The 16,033-nt window shown below is 66.3% G+C and carries 11 protein-coding genes; 3 read left to right on the forward strand and 8 right to left on the reverse strand.

The annotated features are described in order from the left end of the window. Window positions 1-22 precede the first annotated feature (22 nt). A complete protein-coding gene (locus tag VM94_RS20135; protein WP_046685054.1) occupies window positions 23-685 on the forward strand; it encodes a response regulator in 663 nt (220 codons plus the stop codon). Between the two features lie 93 nt (window positions 686-778). After that, entirely contained in the window at window positions 779-1,990 is a 1,212-nt protein-coding gene (locus VM94_RS20140) for an NnrS family protein (protein WP_082127812.1), read from the forward strand. A gap of 7 nt (window positions 1,991-1,997) precedes the next feature. Here the strand turns inward: VM94_RS20140 and VM94_RS29365 are convergent, their stop codons facing one another. The 7 genes from VM94_RS29365 to VM94_RS20170 all read right to left on the reverse strand — a co-directional run bounded on the left by VM94_RS29365 (window position 1,998) and on the right by VM94_RS20170 (window position 9,561). Then, window positions 1,998-2,123, reverse strand: coding sequence for a hypothetical protein (locus VM94_RS29365; RefSeq protein WP_260687154.1), 126 nt, complete (start codon window positions 2,121-2,123; stop codon window positions 1,998-2,000). Window positions 2,124-2,139: 16 nt separating this feature from the next. After that, a complete protein-coding gene (locus tag VM94_RS27385) occupies window positions 2,140-5,547 on the reverse strand; it encodes a response regulator (RefSeq protein WP_052755844.1) in 3,408 nt (1,135 codons plus the stop codon). A gap of 48 nt (window positions 5,548-5,595) precedes the next feature. Continuing rightward, window positions 5,596-7,296, reverse strand: a complete 1,701-nt coding sequence (locus VM94_RS20150; RefSeq protein ID WP_052755845.1) for a sensor histidine kinase — start codon at window positions 7,294-7,296, stop codon at window positions 5,596-5,598. 51 nt (window positions 7,297-7,347) lie between these two features. Further along, window positions 7,348-7,782, reverse strand: coding sequence for a response regulator (locus VM94_RS20155; protein WP_046685055.1), 435 nt, complete (start codon window positions 7,780-7,782; stop codon window positions 7,348-7,350). Further along, window positions 7,779-8,141: an Hpt domain-containing protein gene (locus VM94_RS27390; RefSeq protein ID WP_052755846.1), complete on the reverse strand. Its 363-nt coding sequence runs from the start codon at window positions 8,139-8,141 to the stop codon at window positions 7,779-7,781. The genes VM94_RS20155 and VM94_RS27390 overlap by 4 nt, the downstream gene beginning before the upstream one ends. 33 nt (window positions 8,142-8,174) lie before the next feature. After that, window positions 8,175-8,801, reverse strand: a complete 627-nt coding sequence (locus VM94_RS20165) for a response regulator (protein WP_046685056.1) — start codon at window positions 8,799-8,801, stop codon at window positions 8,175-8,177. Between the two features lie 127 nt (window positions 8,802-8,928). Then, window positions 8,929-9,561, reverse strand: coding sequence for a hypothetical protein (locus tag VM94_RS20170; RefSeq protein ID WP_046685057.1), 633 nt, complete (start codon window positions 9,559-9,561; stop codon window positions 8,929-8,931). 326 nt (window positions 9,562-9,887) lie between these two features. Here VM94_RS20170 and VM94_RS20175 point away from each other — a divergent pair, with 326 nt between their 5' ends. Beyond that, entirely contained in the window at window positions 9,888-12,329 is a 2,442-nt protein-coding gene (locus VM94_RS20175) for a membrane-bound PQQ-dependent dehydrogenase, glucose/quinate/shikimate family (protein WP_046685058.1), read from the forward strand. Window positions 12,330-12,401: 72 nt separating this feature from the next. Here VM94_RS20175 and VM94_RS20180 read toward each other — a convergent pair whose 3' ends face one another. After that, window positions 12,402-15,878, reverse strand: coding sequence for a DUF748 domain-containing protein (locus VM94_RS20180; RefSeq protein WP_235432965.1), 3,477 nt, complete (start codon window positions 15,876-15,878; stop codon window positions 12,402-12,404). Between the last annotated feature and the right edge of the window lie 155 nt (window positions 15,879-16,033).

Below are 16,033 nucleotides of genomic sequence, written 5' to 3' on the forward strand. Positions count from 1 at the left end.
TAACTATCTGAAAGTACAAAACATGGAGACACCCGATAAACCGATCACCGTCATGCTGGTCGACGACCACGCGCTGTTCCGCAGCGGCATACGCTCGCTGCTGCAGCGGCATACGGAGTTTGCCGTCGTGGGCGAGGCGGCCGATGGCGTGGAAGGCATCAAGCGCGCCATCCAGCTGCAGCCCGACGTGGTGCTGCTGGACTTGAACATGGCCGGCATGTCCGGCGTGGAAGCGCTGCAGCTGATGCAGCACGACTGCCCCGATACGGCCATCGTCATGCTGACCGTGTCCGAAGACGCGGAAGACCTGGCCACGGCCCTGCGCGCGGGCGCCTGTGGTTACCTGATCAAGAACATCGACGCCGACTACCTGGTGCGCGCCATCCGCCGCGCGGCGGCCGGCGAAGTCGTCATCGCCGAAGCCATGACGGGCAAGCTGGTGGCGCAGCTGCAGGCGGGCACGCGGCGCGAGGAACCCGTGTCGGAGCTGGACAAGCTCACGCCCCGTGAAAAGGAAATCATCGATTGCCTGTCGCGCGGCGAGAGCAACAAGGGCATCGCGCGCACCCTCGACCTGGCTGAAAGCACGGTCAAGATCCACGTGCAGAACGTGCTGAAAAAACTCAATCTCACCAGCCGCGTGCAGGCGGCCGTGTACGCGGTCGAGCACCGGCAGGGCAAGTAGCCGCCGTTATCCCCGGTCTAGTTCTTTTTGCCGATGGCCGTCGCTGCGCTTTTAAAGTAGCATATTGAATATATCTTTAATAGCGAGTCCATCATGGCCATTACTCCCATCAGCGGACCATCCGCCCGCCGCCCCGCATCGGGCGCGGCGCCCTGGCAGGCCGGCCACGCCGTCTGGCAACTGGGTTTCCGCCCGTTCTATTTGCTGGCGGCCGTGTTTGCGGCCATCGGCATTCCCCTGTGGCTGGCCAGTTATGCGGGCTGGCTGACGGGCGGCCTGCAGGTGGGTCTGGGCTGGCACATGCACGAAATGGTGTTCGGTTTCGCGCTGGCCGTCGTCGTCGGTTTCCTCTACACGGCGGGGCGCAACTGGACGGGCTTGCCCACGCCGCACGGCGCGCAGCTGATGGCGCTGGTGGGGCTGTGGCTGGCCGGGCGCGTGGCCATGCTGTGCGGTACGGGCCTGCTGCCGGCGCTGGTCGACTGGCTGTTCCTGCCGCTGGCCGCCTGGCCTTTGTACCAGGTGCTGCGCCGCTCGGGCAATACGCGCAACCTGTTCCTCGTCGGCTTGCTGGCCTTGCTGGCGCTGGCCAATGGCCTGTTCCACGCGGCCGTGCTGGGCGCTCTGCCGCTGTCGCTGTTCCTGCCCGTGCAGGCGGCCATCTTCATCATCGTGCTGATTGAATCGGTGATCGGCGCGCGCGTGATCCCCATGTTTACCCGCAATGGCGCGCCGGGCAGCTCGCCCGTGGCCAGTCCGCAGCGAGCCGTGATCGCCGTGGCCTGCATGGCGGCCGCCGCAGTCGCGTGGCTGGCCGGCGCGCCGGCCTGGCTGACGGCGCCGCTGGCCTTCTGTGCCGCCGGCGTGTCGCTGGCCAACCTGCTGGCATGGCAGCCGCAGCGCACGGTGCGCGTGCCGCTGCTGTGGATTTTGCACCTGTCGTATGCGTGGATAGGCATCGGCTTCGCGCTGCTTGCGCTGGCCAGCCTGGGCCTGCTGCCGGCCAGCGCCGCCTTGCACGCGCTGACGGTGGGCTCGATGGCGGGCCTGATCATCGGCATGATGACGCGCACCACGCTGGGCCACACGGGCCGTGCGCTCAAGGGCGGCAGGGCGGAAGCGGCGATGTACTGGCTGATCCAGCTGGGCGCGCTGGCGCGCCTGCTGGCCGCCGTCGGTCCCGCCGCGCTATCCATGCCGCTGCTGCTGGCGGCGGGCGTGTGCTGGTCGCTGGCCTTTGGCCTGTATGCGTGCGTGTATGCGCCTTACCTGTGGCGCGCCAGGGTGGATGGCCGCGAAGGCTAGGCTGGTATCAGGAAGGGCGCCAGGCCAGCAGTTCCCTGATTTCCGGCGCCCAGTAGGACAGCGATTCGCCCACGACGAATAGCAGCATGCCCAGCATGAAGGCTCTCAGCAATAAATCCCTGCACCAGATCATGGCGTCTCCCGAAATTTCATGTTGACAGGTTTGGCATAGGCACGGGCGTCTGGTCTGCCGGTGTCTGTGCCGTGAATGCGGCGACGGCCTCGATGGCGTGCGCCAGCGCCTGTTCCAGGGCATCGAGCGCGGCTGACGCATCGTCGCCCGCGTGCAGCAGCTGTTCGGCTTGTTGGGCCGCATGCAGGGTGGCGGGCAGGGCCAGGCTGCCGGCCACGCCGGCCAACTGGTGCGCCAGCGCGGCGGCGTCGCCCCGTGCATTGGCCGCCAGCAGCGCGCGCATGGCGTCCACCGTGTCGCGGTAGGTGCTGCCGAAGTGCGACAGGTGCTGGCGGTAGGGTGTTTCATCGAGCCACTGCGCCATGCCTTGCGCTACGTCGATCGCGGGCGCCGCGCCGCTCGGAGGCACGGGCATCGCCATTTCGGCCACGGCCGGCAGCCCGTGCGCATGGCGCCGGTGCGCGCGCGCGATCAGGGCGATGGTCTCCGGCACGTCGAACGGCTTGCTGATGAAATGGTTCACGCCCGCTTCGAGGGCCGCGGCGCGCTGCGTCTGGAATGCCCCGGCTGTCAGCGCCACCACGGGCAAGTCCTGGAACTGCGGCAGCTGGCGCAGCGCGCGCGTCGCCTGCAAGCCATCCATGACAGGCATCTGCACATCCATCAGCACGATATCGACGTCGGTCGGGTGGGCCAGCAGCCAGTCCAGCGCCTGCTGGCCGTCGCAGGCGAACGAGGGCAGGGCGCCCTGGTCGCACAGGATATGGTTGACCACGTCGCGGTTGATGTCGCTGTCGTCGACCACCAGCACGCGCACGCCGGCCAGCACGCGCTCGCCCGGCGCTGCGTGGCGAGAGCCCAGGCCGGCCGCTTCGGCGCGCCGCTGGCGCGCTTCCATCGTCGCGTTGTACAGGCTGGAAGCCGTCACCGGTTCGTTGAGGATGGCGTCGGCCGGATTGGCCGGGTCCGTATGGCGGCGCGCGGGCGCTGCCGTCGGCGCGCCGCTGGCCGCCAGGATGACGATGGGGCAATCCTGCGGCGGCAGGTGCTCGCGCAGCGCGCGCGCCGTGGTCTCTCCGTCCATGTCCGGCATGCGCGCGGCCAGCACGATGACGCCGGGCCGCGCATCCTCGGCGCAGGCCAGCGCATGCTCGAAGGCCGCCTGGCCGCCGGACACGGCATGCACGCTCCAGCCCAGGCCTTGCGCCACGGCGGCCACGGCGCCGCGCGTGTCGGCCTTGCCATCGGCCAGCAAGACGCGCAAGCCCTGCATGTCGGGCGAGGATGGGGCGCTGGCGTGCAGCAGCTGCAGCGGCACCGTGAAACTGAATGCGCTGCCCTGGCCCAGGCCGCTTGTCAGGCGCAGGGAGCCGCCCATCAGGCGTACCAGCTGGCGGCAGATGGTCAGCCCCAGGCCCGTGCCGCCGAAGCGGCGCGTGGTGGAGGTGTCAGCCTGGGCGAAGGCGGAAAAGATCGCTTCCTGCACTTCGGGGGCGATGCCGATGCCCGTGTCGCGCACGCAAAAGCACAGCATGGCGGCGTCGCCGTCGCGGCTTTCCAGTGCGCTCGTCAGCTCGACCGTGCCTTGCGCGGTGAACTTGATGGCATTGCTGGTCAGGTTGACCAGCACCTGTTCCAGCCGCAGCGCGTCGCCCATCACGTGGTCGACGCCATCGGGCAGCGGCCCGATGCGCACCGCAATCGGCTTGTCATGCGCGGCCACGCCCATGCTGGCGGAGATCTTCTCGATCACGTCGGACAGGCGAAACGGCGCCTGCTCGATGGTCATGTGGCCCGCCTCGATTTTCGATACGTCCAGCACGTCGTTGATGATGCCCAGCAGGGACTGGCCGGCGGCGCGGATCTTGCGCGCCATCTGCAGCGCTTCGCCATCGAGGCCGTTCCGTTCCAGCAGCCAGGCCATGCCGAGGATGGCGTTGAGCGGGGAGCGGATTTCATGGCTCATGTTGGCGAGGAATTCCGCCTTGCTGCGGTTGGCCGCTTCGGCCGCGTCGCGCGCCAGCAGCATGGCTTCCTCGGCCTGCTTTTGCGCGGAGATATCCTGGGCAAAGATCAGGGTGGCCGGTCCATCCTTGAGCATGACGCGCGTGGTGGTCTTGAACATGGGCACGGGCAGGCCCTGCTTGCCCAGGCCGACGGCCTCGAACACCTGTTCGCTGGGCGAGTCCGCCTCGATCAGCGCTTCGTTGGCGGCCAGCGCCGCCAGCGATGGTTCGAAAATCATGGCGGACCAGGGCAGGCCGTTCAGATTGTCTTCCATCGTGTAGCCGTGCAGCCTGCGGTAGCGGGGATTCGAGTAGATGAAGCGGCCGTGGCGCAGGATGGCGATGGCCACGGGCGCATCTTCGATCAGGGTGCGAAAGCGCGTTTCACTGTCGGACACGGCTTGCATGGCCTGGCGCTCCCTTTCCTGTTCCGCATGCCAGGCGGCCTGCTGCCGGCGCCGCCGCTGGCTCCAGAACAGCAGGCTGGCCGTGGCCAGCGCCAGCATGGCAAAGGAGAGGATGTAGCCGAGCGCCTGGCGCCGCAGCGGAGCGGCGATGGCCGCTTCCTCGCGGCTCAGGCCAATGATCAGGGAGCGGTCCATGTGCAGCGCGGCGGGGGCGATGGTCGCCATGGCCATGACGCGGGGGGCGGCGCCGGCAATCTCGACACCGTTCAGGACGCCCGCCTGGTAGCGGCTGTCGCGAAAGCGCCGCAGGAAGCTGCCGGGGACGTCCATGTTGCCGCCATTGGCAATCCTGGCCGGATAGTTGAGGAATTGCCGGCCATCGCCATGCAGCACCACGGCCCAGACGTCGGGGGCGTACATGGCGGTGCGGAACTTGGCCGTAAAGTATTCGGGGGCGAAGGTGGCCACCACCACGCCGGCAAAGCGTCCCTGTTGATCCTGCACCATGCGCGATGCCGTGATGACCAGGTCGCCCTTGAAGGAATGGAAGGGCGCCGAAATGTACAGCATGCGCGCATCGGGGGCGTCGCGCGCCGTCTGGAAGTAGCCGCGGCGGGAAAAATCCTGGTCCGCCAGTTCCGGGACGCTGGTGGCGACCGGCTTGCCCTGCGCATCGATGACGAGCATGGTGCGCACGCCCGGCATGGCGTCGACCAGCGCGGCCAGGCGCCGGGGCAAGGCTTGCCCGACATCCGGGGCGGCGCCGGCGGCAAGATAGTCGCGGATCACGCCGCCGAGCACCAGGTTGGTCGCCTCCAGGTCGACTTCGATATTTTTTGCCAGCAGCGCCGTCAGCACGCTCAGGCGCTCGCGCTCGGCCTCGTCATGCCGTGTCGCTTCGGCCAGATGCGCATAGGCGAGGGCGGCAGCGACGATCAGCAGCCCGAGGAGCAGGAACAGCCATTCGATCCATTGCCTGCGCAGCGCCGCCGCATCTGTGTGATAGCTCATGTGGCGATGCTATACCCGATATGCACGGAGAACAACTTTTGCGCATCACTACGCAGATGATAGTGTGGTCAATTTGCCGCCTAGCGGCAGCCGCAGGCGGAAGACGGCGCCCTGGCCCGGCGCGGACGCCACGCCGAGGCTGCCGCCCATCAGCGCGACGAGCTGGCGCGCGATGGCCAGGCCCATGCCGGCGCCGTCATGGGCGCGGCTGGGCGAGTCGTCCGCCTGCGAGAATTTGTCGAAGATGACGCCCTGCTGCGCCTGCGCGATGCCGATGCCCGTATCGCGCACCTCGATCTGCAGGTCCGCGCCGCTGTGCATGACGTGCACGTCGACCCGCCCCGCGGGCGTGTAGCGGATGGCGTTATCGAGCAGGATATCGAGCACGCGCACGAGGCGGACGCGGTCGCAATCGATGCTGGGCGGCGTGGCGGGCGCGACCTGCGCGGCCAGCTGCAAGCCCTTGTGCGCCGCGCGCGGCCGGTGCGGCGCCAGCGCCAGTTCCAGCAACTGGTCCAATGGCGCGGCGGCCCGCTCCAGTCGCACCTTGTCGTGCTCGAGCGCGCTCAATTCCATCGCCGCCTCGACCATGGCCAGCAACTGGCGGCCGCTGTCGTGTATCGTTTGCGCGTAGGCGGCCTGCTCCGGCTCGCGCAGCTGTTCCTGCAGCAGTTCGGAGAAGCCGAGGATGCCGTTGAGGGGCGTGCGCAATTCATGCGACATGTTCGACAGGAAGCGCGACTTGGCCTCGCTGGCGGCGATGGCCCTGGCGCGGCTGTCGACCAGGCGGCCGATCAGCAGCACCAGCGCGGCCCACGCCAGCACGATCAGCGCGCTCGTGATGGCCGCCATCAGCAAGGCCTGGTTGCGGCGCGAGACGTAGTCGGCCAGTATCGTGTCGCGGTCCAGCCCGACCAGCATGTAAAGCGGGTAGCCGGCCAGTTTTTCAAACGCGTATAAACGCAGGGTGCCGTCGACGGGACTGCGCTCGGTGAAGCCGCCCCGCGCTTTACCCTGCATCAGGGAAAATACCTGGCTGCCGCCGATATCCTGGCCGATGGTGTCGACGGCGCCGACCCGGCGCGCGCGCACCACGCCGTCGCTGCCGACCAGTTCGGTGGAGCTGTTGTTGCCCAGGTCGACTTCGTCGTACAGGCGCGTAAAGTAATACGGGTCCATCGAGACCACCACCACGCCCTTGAAGCGGCCATCGGCATGGTTGATGCGGCGCGTCATCTGGATCGACCATTTTTTCGATACGCGGCCCAGCACCGGCTTGCTGATATACAGTTCGCCGCTGTCGCGCTGCATGTGTACGCGGATGTGCTCGCGGTCGGCCAGCCTGGTCGGCTGGAATGGACGGCTCGACAGCACCATGTCGCCCTGTTCGTCGACGATGGTAAACAGGTTGTACAGGGGGCCGGGTTTGAGGCCTTGCCGCAGGTCCGCCACGATGTCGAGGCTACTGCCCAGCGCCTGGTAGCGGCCGCGCAAATACGTGGCCGCCTGGTCCGCCGCTTCGATCGTGCGGATCGCGTGCTCGTCGAAGACGCGCGCCATGCCGCGCGCGTCGCGCCCGGCGCCGGCGATGGCGGCGTCGTAGGCGTGCCGCAGTTGCAGCACGGTGATGCTCCACAGCGCCGCCAGCAGGAAGGCCATGAAGAGCGACAGCAGGGTGCGCGCATCCCAACGCTCCCAACGCTCCCAACGTTCCCAGGCCAGGGCCTTCCAGTGTCTGTGCTGCCGCATGCTGCCTCCGCAAGGTCTGCCAGGTTTGCCGTTATGCGCGGATGCCCGGCGTCACCGGCGCGCCAGCCAGCGGTCGACCATGTCGCGCAGCTGGGCGGCCGTAAACGGCTTGGACAGGTAATCGTCCATGCCGGCCGCCACGCAGCGCTGCCGGTCGTCTTCGGTGACGCCGGCCGTGAGGGCGATGACGGGCAGGCGCGGCGCGCCGCTGGCCGCTTCGCGGGCGCGCAGGGCCTGGCACGCCTGGTAGCCGTCCATGACGGGCATCATGCAGTCCATCAGCACCAGGTCGTATTGCTGCCCGGCCAGCGCTTGCAAGCCCAGCGCGCCGTTCTCCGCCGTGTCGATGCCGTAGCCGCGGGCGGCCAGCTGCAGGCACACCAGCTGGCGGTTCAGCGCCGTATCCTCGACCAGCAGGATGCGCGCGCCGGGCTCCGAGGCGGGGGCCGGCCTGGCGGCATACGCCGCTTCCTCGCGCTCGTTCATGCTTGGGCTCCCGTATATTCCTGCATGCTATGGCGGACTTCCTGCTCCACTGCGCCGACCAGCGCCGCCGTCTCGTCCAGCCAGCCCGCTGCCGCCACGCCCTGGTGGCGTACCAGCTGCTCGAGTGCAGCCAGACGCGCCACCAGGGCGCTGGCGCCCAGCAGAGCCACGGTGCCGCGCAAGGTATGGCAGCTATGCACGATGGCTGGCACCGCGCCGCCGCGCACGGCCTGCTCGATGCGCGCAAACATGGCCGGCGACGTATCGAGGTAGGTCTGCGACAGGGCGCGGAACATCTCCAGGTCGTGGCCGGTGGCCTGGAACAGCACGGCAGGATCGATGTGGCGATAGGCTGGCATGGCGGCTCCAGGGAGAGGGGATGCGGTGGCGGGTCAGGCGGCCAGGCTGTTGCGCCGCGCATGGCCGGCGCAGCAGGCGCGCAGGTAGCCGCGCAGCTCGTCGTAATTGACGGGCTTGGCAAAGAACACGACGCCGGGCGGCACGCCGCCCCGTTCTTCCAGTTCTTCCTGCGTCAGGCTCGACAGCATGGCGATGTGCATGTCCGCCAGCAGCGGGTCGGCCAGGATGGTGCGGATCACTTCGTAGCCGTCGATGCCTTCCATGATGATGTCGGCCAGCAGGATGTCGGGCTGGTCGCGGGCGATTTCCATCAGCGCCTGGTAGCCGTTCTCGCAAAAGCGCAAGCCTGCCTGCAAGTCCCATGAACCGATCTGTTTTTCATACAGCGCGCGCTCGATGGGATTGTCTTCGATGACCAGGATGGACGGCGGGCGGCCCGATGGGGCGGGGCGGCTGGCGCGTGCCGCGCGCTGGTCCTGGCCCGGCTGGCCGGGATTGCCTTTGTAGGCTTCGACGGCCGCGAGGGGAATGCGCCGGTGGCCGCCCTTGGTCTTCCAGGCTTCGATCACGCCGGCTTCGACCAGTTGCTGCACCGATGTCACCGAAATGCCGAGGATTTCGGCGGCTTTTTGGGTAGTGCAAACGTCTGCAGTGTGCATGATGGGCTTTATGGTCGCGGATGTAGTTGAAGGGAATGATACGCAATCGGCCTTAAAAAATCAATTTCAACGAATTAGATGAATTCACTAAAAAACCTGGCATGTCGCGGACCGTGGCCTGGCGCGCTCATGGCCGGCTTCCCACGCCGCTGCGGTCGTCGGCCAGCGCCGCGTCCGTTTGCAGGACCGTGACGGCTTGCGACAGCACATCGAGCGCCATCAGCAGCTCAGCGTGCAGGCGGCGCAGCGCGTCGATATCGTTGGAAAAGCCCGCATGCACGGCCTGGCGCGAAAGTGCCTGCAAGGGGAGCAGGCTCATGGACTGGCTGCCGTCGAGGATTTCCTGTGCCAGCACTCTTGCCGGGGCCGCCCGCTCGCAGCGCAGCGCATGGGCGATGCCGGCCAGGCGGTCGCGCGTCTCGGCCACGAACAGGGCGAGAATTTCCCCTTGCAGGCGGCGGTCGTGGCCGAACATGGCGTCCAGGCGGGCTTGCTCGAACGGCGGCGCGTCCGGCGCCCTGGGCGCAGGCGGGGCGCTGTCAGCCACCTTGGCCGGCGGAGCCGCTTTGCGCAGCTGCAGCAGCGCATGCAGATCGGCCGGCGCCGCGCTGGCGGCTGGCCCGCTGCCAGCCTGCCAGCGGGTGCGGCGCCAGAGCAGGGCGGCCAGCAGCAACAGCAGGCCTGCCAGCGCCAGCGCCGGGCGCATCAGCGACAGGTCTTCGCAGCGAAGGAAGGGGTGAATGGCGAGGAAGGCGTTCATGGCAGTGCTCCAGTGCGGTCGATGCAAGTGGTCTGCGCGATGGCGGACCTGACGTGCTTGGCTTGGATGTTTTTTCATTCTACGATAAAAATTCGTTTTATTCGAGAAATTTGTTATTTATCTATTTTATTTAATTTTTTCCATAAAAATCGCATAATTGTGGCGGGCTGGACGGTAAGCGCGTGTATAAAAAGCCACACCGTACGCACGGGGCGTTGTGGCGTGTGGCACGCTTTAGCGATTAGTGAAAAAATGGAATTTCGTTGATCGCCATCAAATACGGTGCGCAGGCGCGTGCCGCCGACTGACTCTTGTAAAGGAGCATCATGACTGCCTCTGCCCGGCCTGGACCCTTGCTTGTCATCACCGCAGTCATCTTCATCTTGCTGGGCCTGGCGCTTGCCGGCGGCGGCGCCTGGCTCGTCAGCCTCGGCGGTTCCTGGTATTACGTCGTGGCCGGCATCGGCATGCTCGTCGCGGGCGCGCTCGTGTGGAAGGGGCGGCGCAGCGCCCAGCTGTTTCTCGCGCTGCTGCTGTTTGCCACCCTGATCTGGTCCGTCATTGAAGTGAAGTTCGACTGGTGGCAATTGCTGCCGCGCCTCGATATCTGGTTCGCCGCGGCCGTCTGGCTGCTGCTGCCCTTCGTCGACCGCCGCCTCGATCCGCCATTGACGGCCGGGGCCAAACCGCGCGACGCGGGCAAGAGCGCGCTGGCCGCCGCCGTGGTACTGACGGCTGCCGTGGGCGTGTTCTCGCTGTTCCAGGACTACACCACCTTGCATGGCGAAGTGCCGGCCGAAAACATGGCGGCCGCGCCGCAAGGCGATTTCGCGCCTGGCGTGGCGCCCAACGACTGGGCCGCGTATGGCCGCTCCGGCTATGGCGACCGCTATGCGCCGGCCGCGCAGATCACACCGGCCAACGCGTCGCAGCTGAAACAGGCGTGGGTGTACAACACGGGCGACTTCAAGGGGCCGAACGACCCGGGCGAGATCGCCAACGAAGTCACGCCGCTGAAAGTAAACGGCATGCTGTACCTGTGCACGCCGCATAACATCGTCATCGCGCTGGACCCGGACACGGGCAAGGAGATATGGCGCCACGATCCGAAGATCAACCGCGACGCATCGAGCTATCAGCACATGATCTGCCGCGGCGTGGCCTACTGGGACGTCAACGCGGGCCGCGCCAAGGACGACCCGGCGCCCGAGGCGGCCGGCATGGAGTGCCCGCGCCGTATCCTCGCGCCCACCATGGATGCCACCCTGATCGCCGTCAACGCCGATACGGGCGTAGCCTGCAAAAGCTTCGGCGAAAACGGCGTGATCGGCCTGTACCACGGCATGGGCATGAAGAAGCGGGGCTTTTTGATGCCGACGTCGCCGCCGGCCGTGGCGCAAAACGTGGTGGTGATGGCCGCCAGCGTCACCGATAACTTTTCCACGGAAGAACCGTCGGGCGTGATCCGCGGCTACGATCCCGTCACTGGCAAGCTGATGTGGAACTGGGATGCCTCGAACCCCGACGACACGGCGCCGATTGCCGACGGCAAGACGTACACCAACAACTCGCCCAATTCCTGGGGCGTGTCCAGCATCGATGAAAAACTGGGCATGGTGTACATCCCGATGGGCAATGAAACGCCGGACACGTGGGGCGGCAACCGCAATCCCCATGGCGAAAAATACAATAGCGCCATCGTCGCGCTGGACCTGGCGACCGGCAAGGTGCGCTGGGTCTACCAGACCGTGCACCACGATATCTGGGACATGGATATCGGCGGCCAGCCCACCCTGGTCGATATCGACACGCCGAAAGGCAAAGTGCCGTCCGTTGTCGCCACCACCAAGCGGGGCGACATCTATGTGATCGACCGCCGCGACGGCAGCCTGGTCGTGCCTGCGCCGGAAAAACCCGTGCCGACGAACAATCCCGCTCCGGGCGACCGCTTGTCGCCCACGCAGCCATTCTCGGCCCTCACTTTCCTGCCCGAGAAAAACATCAGCGAAACGGATATGTGGGGCACGACGCCATTCGACCAGCTGGCCTGCCGCATCATCTTCCGCCAGCACCGCTATGAAGGCCCTTTCACGCCGCAAACGGTGGCCGAAGGCAAGATCAAGGGCGCCATCATCTCGCCCGGCCCGCTGGGCATCTTCGAATGGGGCGGCGCAGCCGTCGATCCCGTGCGTCAATTGCTGCTGGTGAATCCCGACTACATGGGCTTTCTGGAACGCCTGGTGCCGCGCGCGCAAGCCAATGCGAAGGGCGGCACGGGGTCGGAAATGGGCTTGCAGCCGCAGACGGGCGTACCGTTTGCCGTGGAAATCAAGCCTTTCCTGTCGCCGCTGGGCTTCCCATGCCAGGCGCCGCCGTGGGGCTATATCGCCGCCGTCGACTTACGCACGATGAAAAAAGTGTGGATGCACAAGAACGGCACCACGCGCGACAGCGCCCCCGTGCCCATCGCCTTGCCGCTGGGCGTACCCAGCCTGGGCGGCATCAGCACCACGGGCGGCGGCGTGGCCTTCCTCAGCAGCACGCTCGACTACTACATCCGCGGCTACGACGTGCGCAACGGCAAGACCGTGTGGAAAGCCCGCCTGCCGGCCGGCGGCCAGGCGACGCCGATGAGCTATGTCTCGGACAAGACGGGCAAGCAATATGTCGTCGTCATGGCCGGCGGCCACGGTTCGCTGGGCACGAAGATGGGGGATAGCCTGGTGGCGTTTGCGTTGCCGGATGAGGCGGTGGAGAAGAAAAAGTAGGGACAAGAGAGGTAAGGCGGAAAGTGCCGGGCTTGGATCCTGATGGGCCGACCCCGGCACTTTGCTTTTGGGTTACTGAGCCGCCAATCCCAGCTTCAAGCCCACCAGCTTGCCCGGCGCAGCGTCCGTCTTTTCCGGCGCACCGGCGCTGACTCTGGCTGCCGGCGTGCCGTCCTGCTGCAATGCCGACAGAATCGCTGCGCTGCGCTGCGTGCCCAGCTTGCTCAAAGCATCGGCAGGCAGTGGCTGCTTGGCTTCCAGCTGCTCGCGCAAGCCGTTGTAGAAGGCGCCCGTGTCGGCCACTTGCGGCTCTCCCTCGATCAGCTTGCCCAGGCGCTGGAATACGGGGATCTTTGCCGCCGCCGGAGCGGTGGCGCTGGCGGATGCGGCCGCTGTGGCAGGCACGGCCGATTCCGCTGACTTCTTCTGCTTGTCCAGCTCGGCCTTGCCGAAGCGTTCGCCGTACAGGTCGCGCAGGGCGCCCCGGACCTTGCGTTCACCCAGGTTCAACGGTCCCGGTTCTTCGCCTGCTTCCAGCTTGATGCCGGCCTTGGCGGCGACGGCGCGGCGTACGGCCTGGGCACGCAGGGCGGCCGCATCCGTGTCGCTGTACTGGCCAGGCACGGCCAGCTTCAGCTGTTCACGCTTGGCGAGGATTTGCGCCACTTGCTTGAGTTTTTCCCGCTCGGGCGGCAGCAGCACGGCGCTGCCCGCATCGAAGTCGATAGCTTCGAGCTTGTCGGCGCTGATGCCCAGCAAGTTGCCCAGCGCGCGGAACGGCGCCGTGACGATTTTCGTCAGCACATTGCCCACGGCTTTCCAGATCAGGGCGCCATAGCTGAATTGCGGGTCGTTCATGTCGCCTGACACGGGCAAGCCCAGGTCGATGCGCCCGTCGCTATCCTTGAGGATGGCCAGCGCCAGCTCCAACGGCAGCTTCAACGCGTCCGGGCTGTCGATGCGCTCGCCCAGGGTCAGCTTGTCGAGCACGATCTGGTTGGTGCCGTCGAGCTGGCGGTTGCGCACCTTGTATTGCAAGTCCAGCGAAATCTTGCCTTCAGCCACCTTGTAGCCGGCGAACTTCATCGTGTACGGCGAGGCGGACACCATGTCGACGTTCTTGAAGACCACGTTCAAGTCCGTGTTGTCGGTCGGGGCGAACGGATTGAGCTGGCCACGCACGCGGGCCAGGCCGAATTCGTCGATGCGGCCGTCCAGTTCGATCTGGCTGCGCGCATCGCGTTTCGTCGACAGGCCCGTGACGACGCCATTGAGTTCATAAATCTTGGCGGCGAACTGGGGCCGCAAGCTGAGGTCGGCAAAGTCCAGCTTGGCGTTTTGCAGGCGCACGCGGCGCACACGCACGGGGAAGGCGGCGTCGGCCGCCGGCGTGGTGGCGGCAACGGGAGCCGGCGCAGGTGCGGTGGCCGTGGCAGGCTCGGGCGCCTTGACCAGCAGGCGCTGGGCATTGAGGCTGCGGTCGTTTTCGATGATCAGCTGGGCGTTCGGTTCCACCACACGCAGTTCGGGGATGTCGACGAAGTCGGGCCCCACGCTGGCTGTCATCTTGTCGGCGCGCACGCTTTTCCATGAGGCAAAGCGTTTGCCATCCGTTTCATTGAGCACGAGGCCGGCAATATCGACGCCGCCCACATAGCGGACCTTGGGCGCTTTCGGCGCGCCGCCGCCCGTCGTTAGGCGGCCGCTGCCGGAGAGCGACCCGCTTGCCAGTTTCAGTTTGATATGCTGCGCCAGCAACGGTTGCACGGGCGCCAGGGTCAGCTGCTTCAAATTCAGCTGCGCATCGACGGCGCCCGTGCCCGGCACGAACTTGCCATTGGCCGTCAACAGTCCGCCTTCGCGCAGGCCTACGCCCAGCTCGAACGGCAGCGCCTGTTTCATATCGTTGCTGACGTCTTGCAGCGACAAACGGGCATCTTGCAGCGTGACCTTGATGCCAGTGCCCGCGTCATCGAAACGGGCGACGAACTTGCTCAGTTCTACCTTGTCTACCTTGGTGGACCATGGCGCGGATGGCGCATCCTTGGCAGTGTCGGCCTTGCTGGAGGCAAACACGGGCAGCTTTTGCGCAATCGCAAATTCCCCCTGGCGGTTGCGCGCCAGGTCGATCTGCGCGCCGCTGGCTGTCACGGCGCCCAGGTGCACGGTATGCGCCGCCAGGTCGATCTTGCCTTCTGTAAAGCCCAGTTGGGCCAGCTTGAACGGCGTTTGCGCTCCCCGTTGCATGGTGAGGTCGGCCAGGCCGAACTGTGCGCCGTCGATGACGGTGGCCATGCCCGATGGACCTTGCTGCAAGCCCAGCTGCAAGTTCAGCTGCAGCTGCTTGGCGCTCAGCTGCAAAGCCGGCGAGACGGTTTCATCGATGGCGGACACGTCCACATTGGCCAGCGCCAGCTGTTTCAAATCCACTTTCCACTTGCCGGGCGTGGCTGGCGCTGCTGGCGTGGCGGTGGCCGATGCGGCAGGTGCGGGATTACCCGGCAGCATCAGGCTCGCCACATCGATCTCGCCCTTGCTGTCGCGGCGCACGGCCACCTTGCCGCCGACCAGGTTGACCTTGTCGACCGTGACGTTCTGGCGCGCCAGGTCCACGTTCACGCCGGCGATGCCCAGGGTGTTCAGCGACGTGAAGGCGTCGCTCTTGCCACTTTGCACCAGCGCCAGGTCGCGCAAGGCCAGGCCGGCGCCTTTGACGGTCGCTTCCAGCTTGCCGTCCGCATAGGAGAAGGCGTAGGGCAGGCGCGCCGACAGCTTGCCGCTGGCGACAGTCGCGCGCGTATAGGCTTTCAAATACGCGGCCAGGCCCGGCAGGGAAGCGTCGTTCAGTATCAGTTCGCCTTCGCCACGGATGGGGCTCAGCGAAGCCGTGCCGCGCCAGTGCAGCTTGCCGCCGCGCGCCGCATCGGCACTGAGGCTGTAGCTGCCGTTGGCGTCGGGCAGGGTGGAGATATTATCGAGCGTAAAGTTGATCGGCGTGAAGTTATCCGCATAGCCCGCCTTCTGGTCTTGCCAGTCCACTTTGCCTTGCTCCAGCGCAAAGTGGGCGATGACGAGGCGCGGCATGCCGCCTTCGCTCTTTTCCGGGTGATTGCGTTGCCAGGTGGCCAGCACTTCGGCCAGATTGAACTTGCCGTCCGGCGTGATCGTCAGCTGCGCCTGCGGCGCCGTGATGCGGATTTCCGCCAGGCTCCAGGCGCGGCGCACGATGGATTTCCATTCCAGCTGCACGGCCAGGGCGCCGATGGACAGCAGCGGCGCATTGTTTGCGCTGGCCGCTTCCTTAAAAGCGATCTGGTCCGCTTCCAGGCGCAGGGTAAACGGGTTGAAGCGCACCTCGGCGATGCTTGCCTGGCGCGCGAGTTCTTTCTCGGCAAATTTGGGGAGCTGGTTTTTGATGACGTAGGGCACCAGCCAGAAGCCGGCCGCGCTGTAGGCGGCCAGGGCGCAGCCTGTGCCCAGGGCCCAGCGCTGCCAGCGTTTCCAGCGAAATGTTTTCGTCTGCACGCTTTTGTTGTCGATTGTGTTCACGAACTTACCTTTTGATCTTGTTGGGCGGCGCACCGTGCGCGCCGTGACTGTCAGTATGCCTCTTTGCGGCCTCGTCTGCAAAATCCAAATGTGTTCAAGTGATAACAGGCGCCTAGGGGAACTAATTTCTCCTGCAAAACTCACACAAATCCATC

It is taken from the genome of Janthinobacterium sp. KBS0711 (genome assembly GCF_000988085.1).
GTDB classification, from domain to species: Bacteria; Pseudomonadota; Gammaproteobacteria; order Burkholderiales; family Burkholderiaceae_D; genus Janthinobacterium; species Janthinobacterium lividum_E.

Bases quoted from the DNA above. Each gene is read 5' to 3' on its own strand.
- VM94_RS20135 (WP_046685054.1), top strand. From the start codon at position 23: ATGGAGACACCCGATAAACCGATCACCGTCATGCTGGTCGACGACCAC.
- VM94_RS20140 (WP_082127812.1), top strand. From the start codon at position 779: ATGGCCATTACTCCCATCAGCGGACCATCCGCCCGCCGCCCCGCATCG.
- VM94_RS29365 (WP_260687154.1), bottom strand. From the start codon at position 2,123: ATGATCTGGTGCAGGGATTTATTGCTGAGAGCCTTCATGCTGGGCATG.
- VM94_RS27385 (WP_052755844.1), bottom strand. From the start codon at position 5,547: ATGAGCTATCACACAGATGCGGCGGCGCTGCGCAGGCAATGGATCGAA.
- VM94_RS20150 (WP_052755845.1), bottom strand. From the start codon at position 7,296: ATGCGGCAGCACAGACACTGGAAGGCCCTGGCCTGGGAACGTTGGGAG.
- VM94_RS20155 (WP_046685055.1), bottom strand. From the start codon at position 7,782: ATGAACGAGCGCGAGGAAGCGGCGTATGCCGCCAGGCCGGCCCCCGCC.
- VM94_RS27390 (WP_052755846.1), bottom strand. From the start codon at position 8,141: ATGCCAGCCTATCGCCACATCGATCCTGCCGTGCTGTTCCAGGCCACC.
- VM94_RS20165 (WP_046685056.1), bottom strand. From the start codon at position 8,801: ATGCACACTGCAGACGTTTGCACTACCCAAAAAGCCGCCGAAATCCTC.
- VM94_RS20170 (WP_046685057.1), bottom strand. From the start codon at position 9,561: ATGAACGCCTTCCTCGCCATTCACCCCTTCCTTCGCTGCGAAGACCTG.
- VM94_RS20175 (WP_046685058.1), top strand. From the start codon at position 9,888: ATGACTGCCTCTGCCCGGCCTGGACCCTTGCTTGTCATCACCGCAGTC.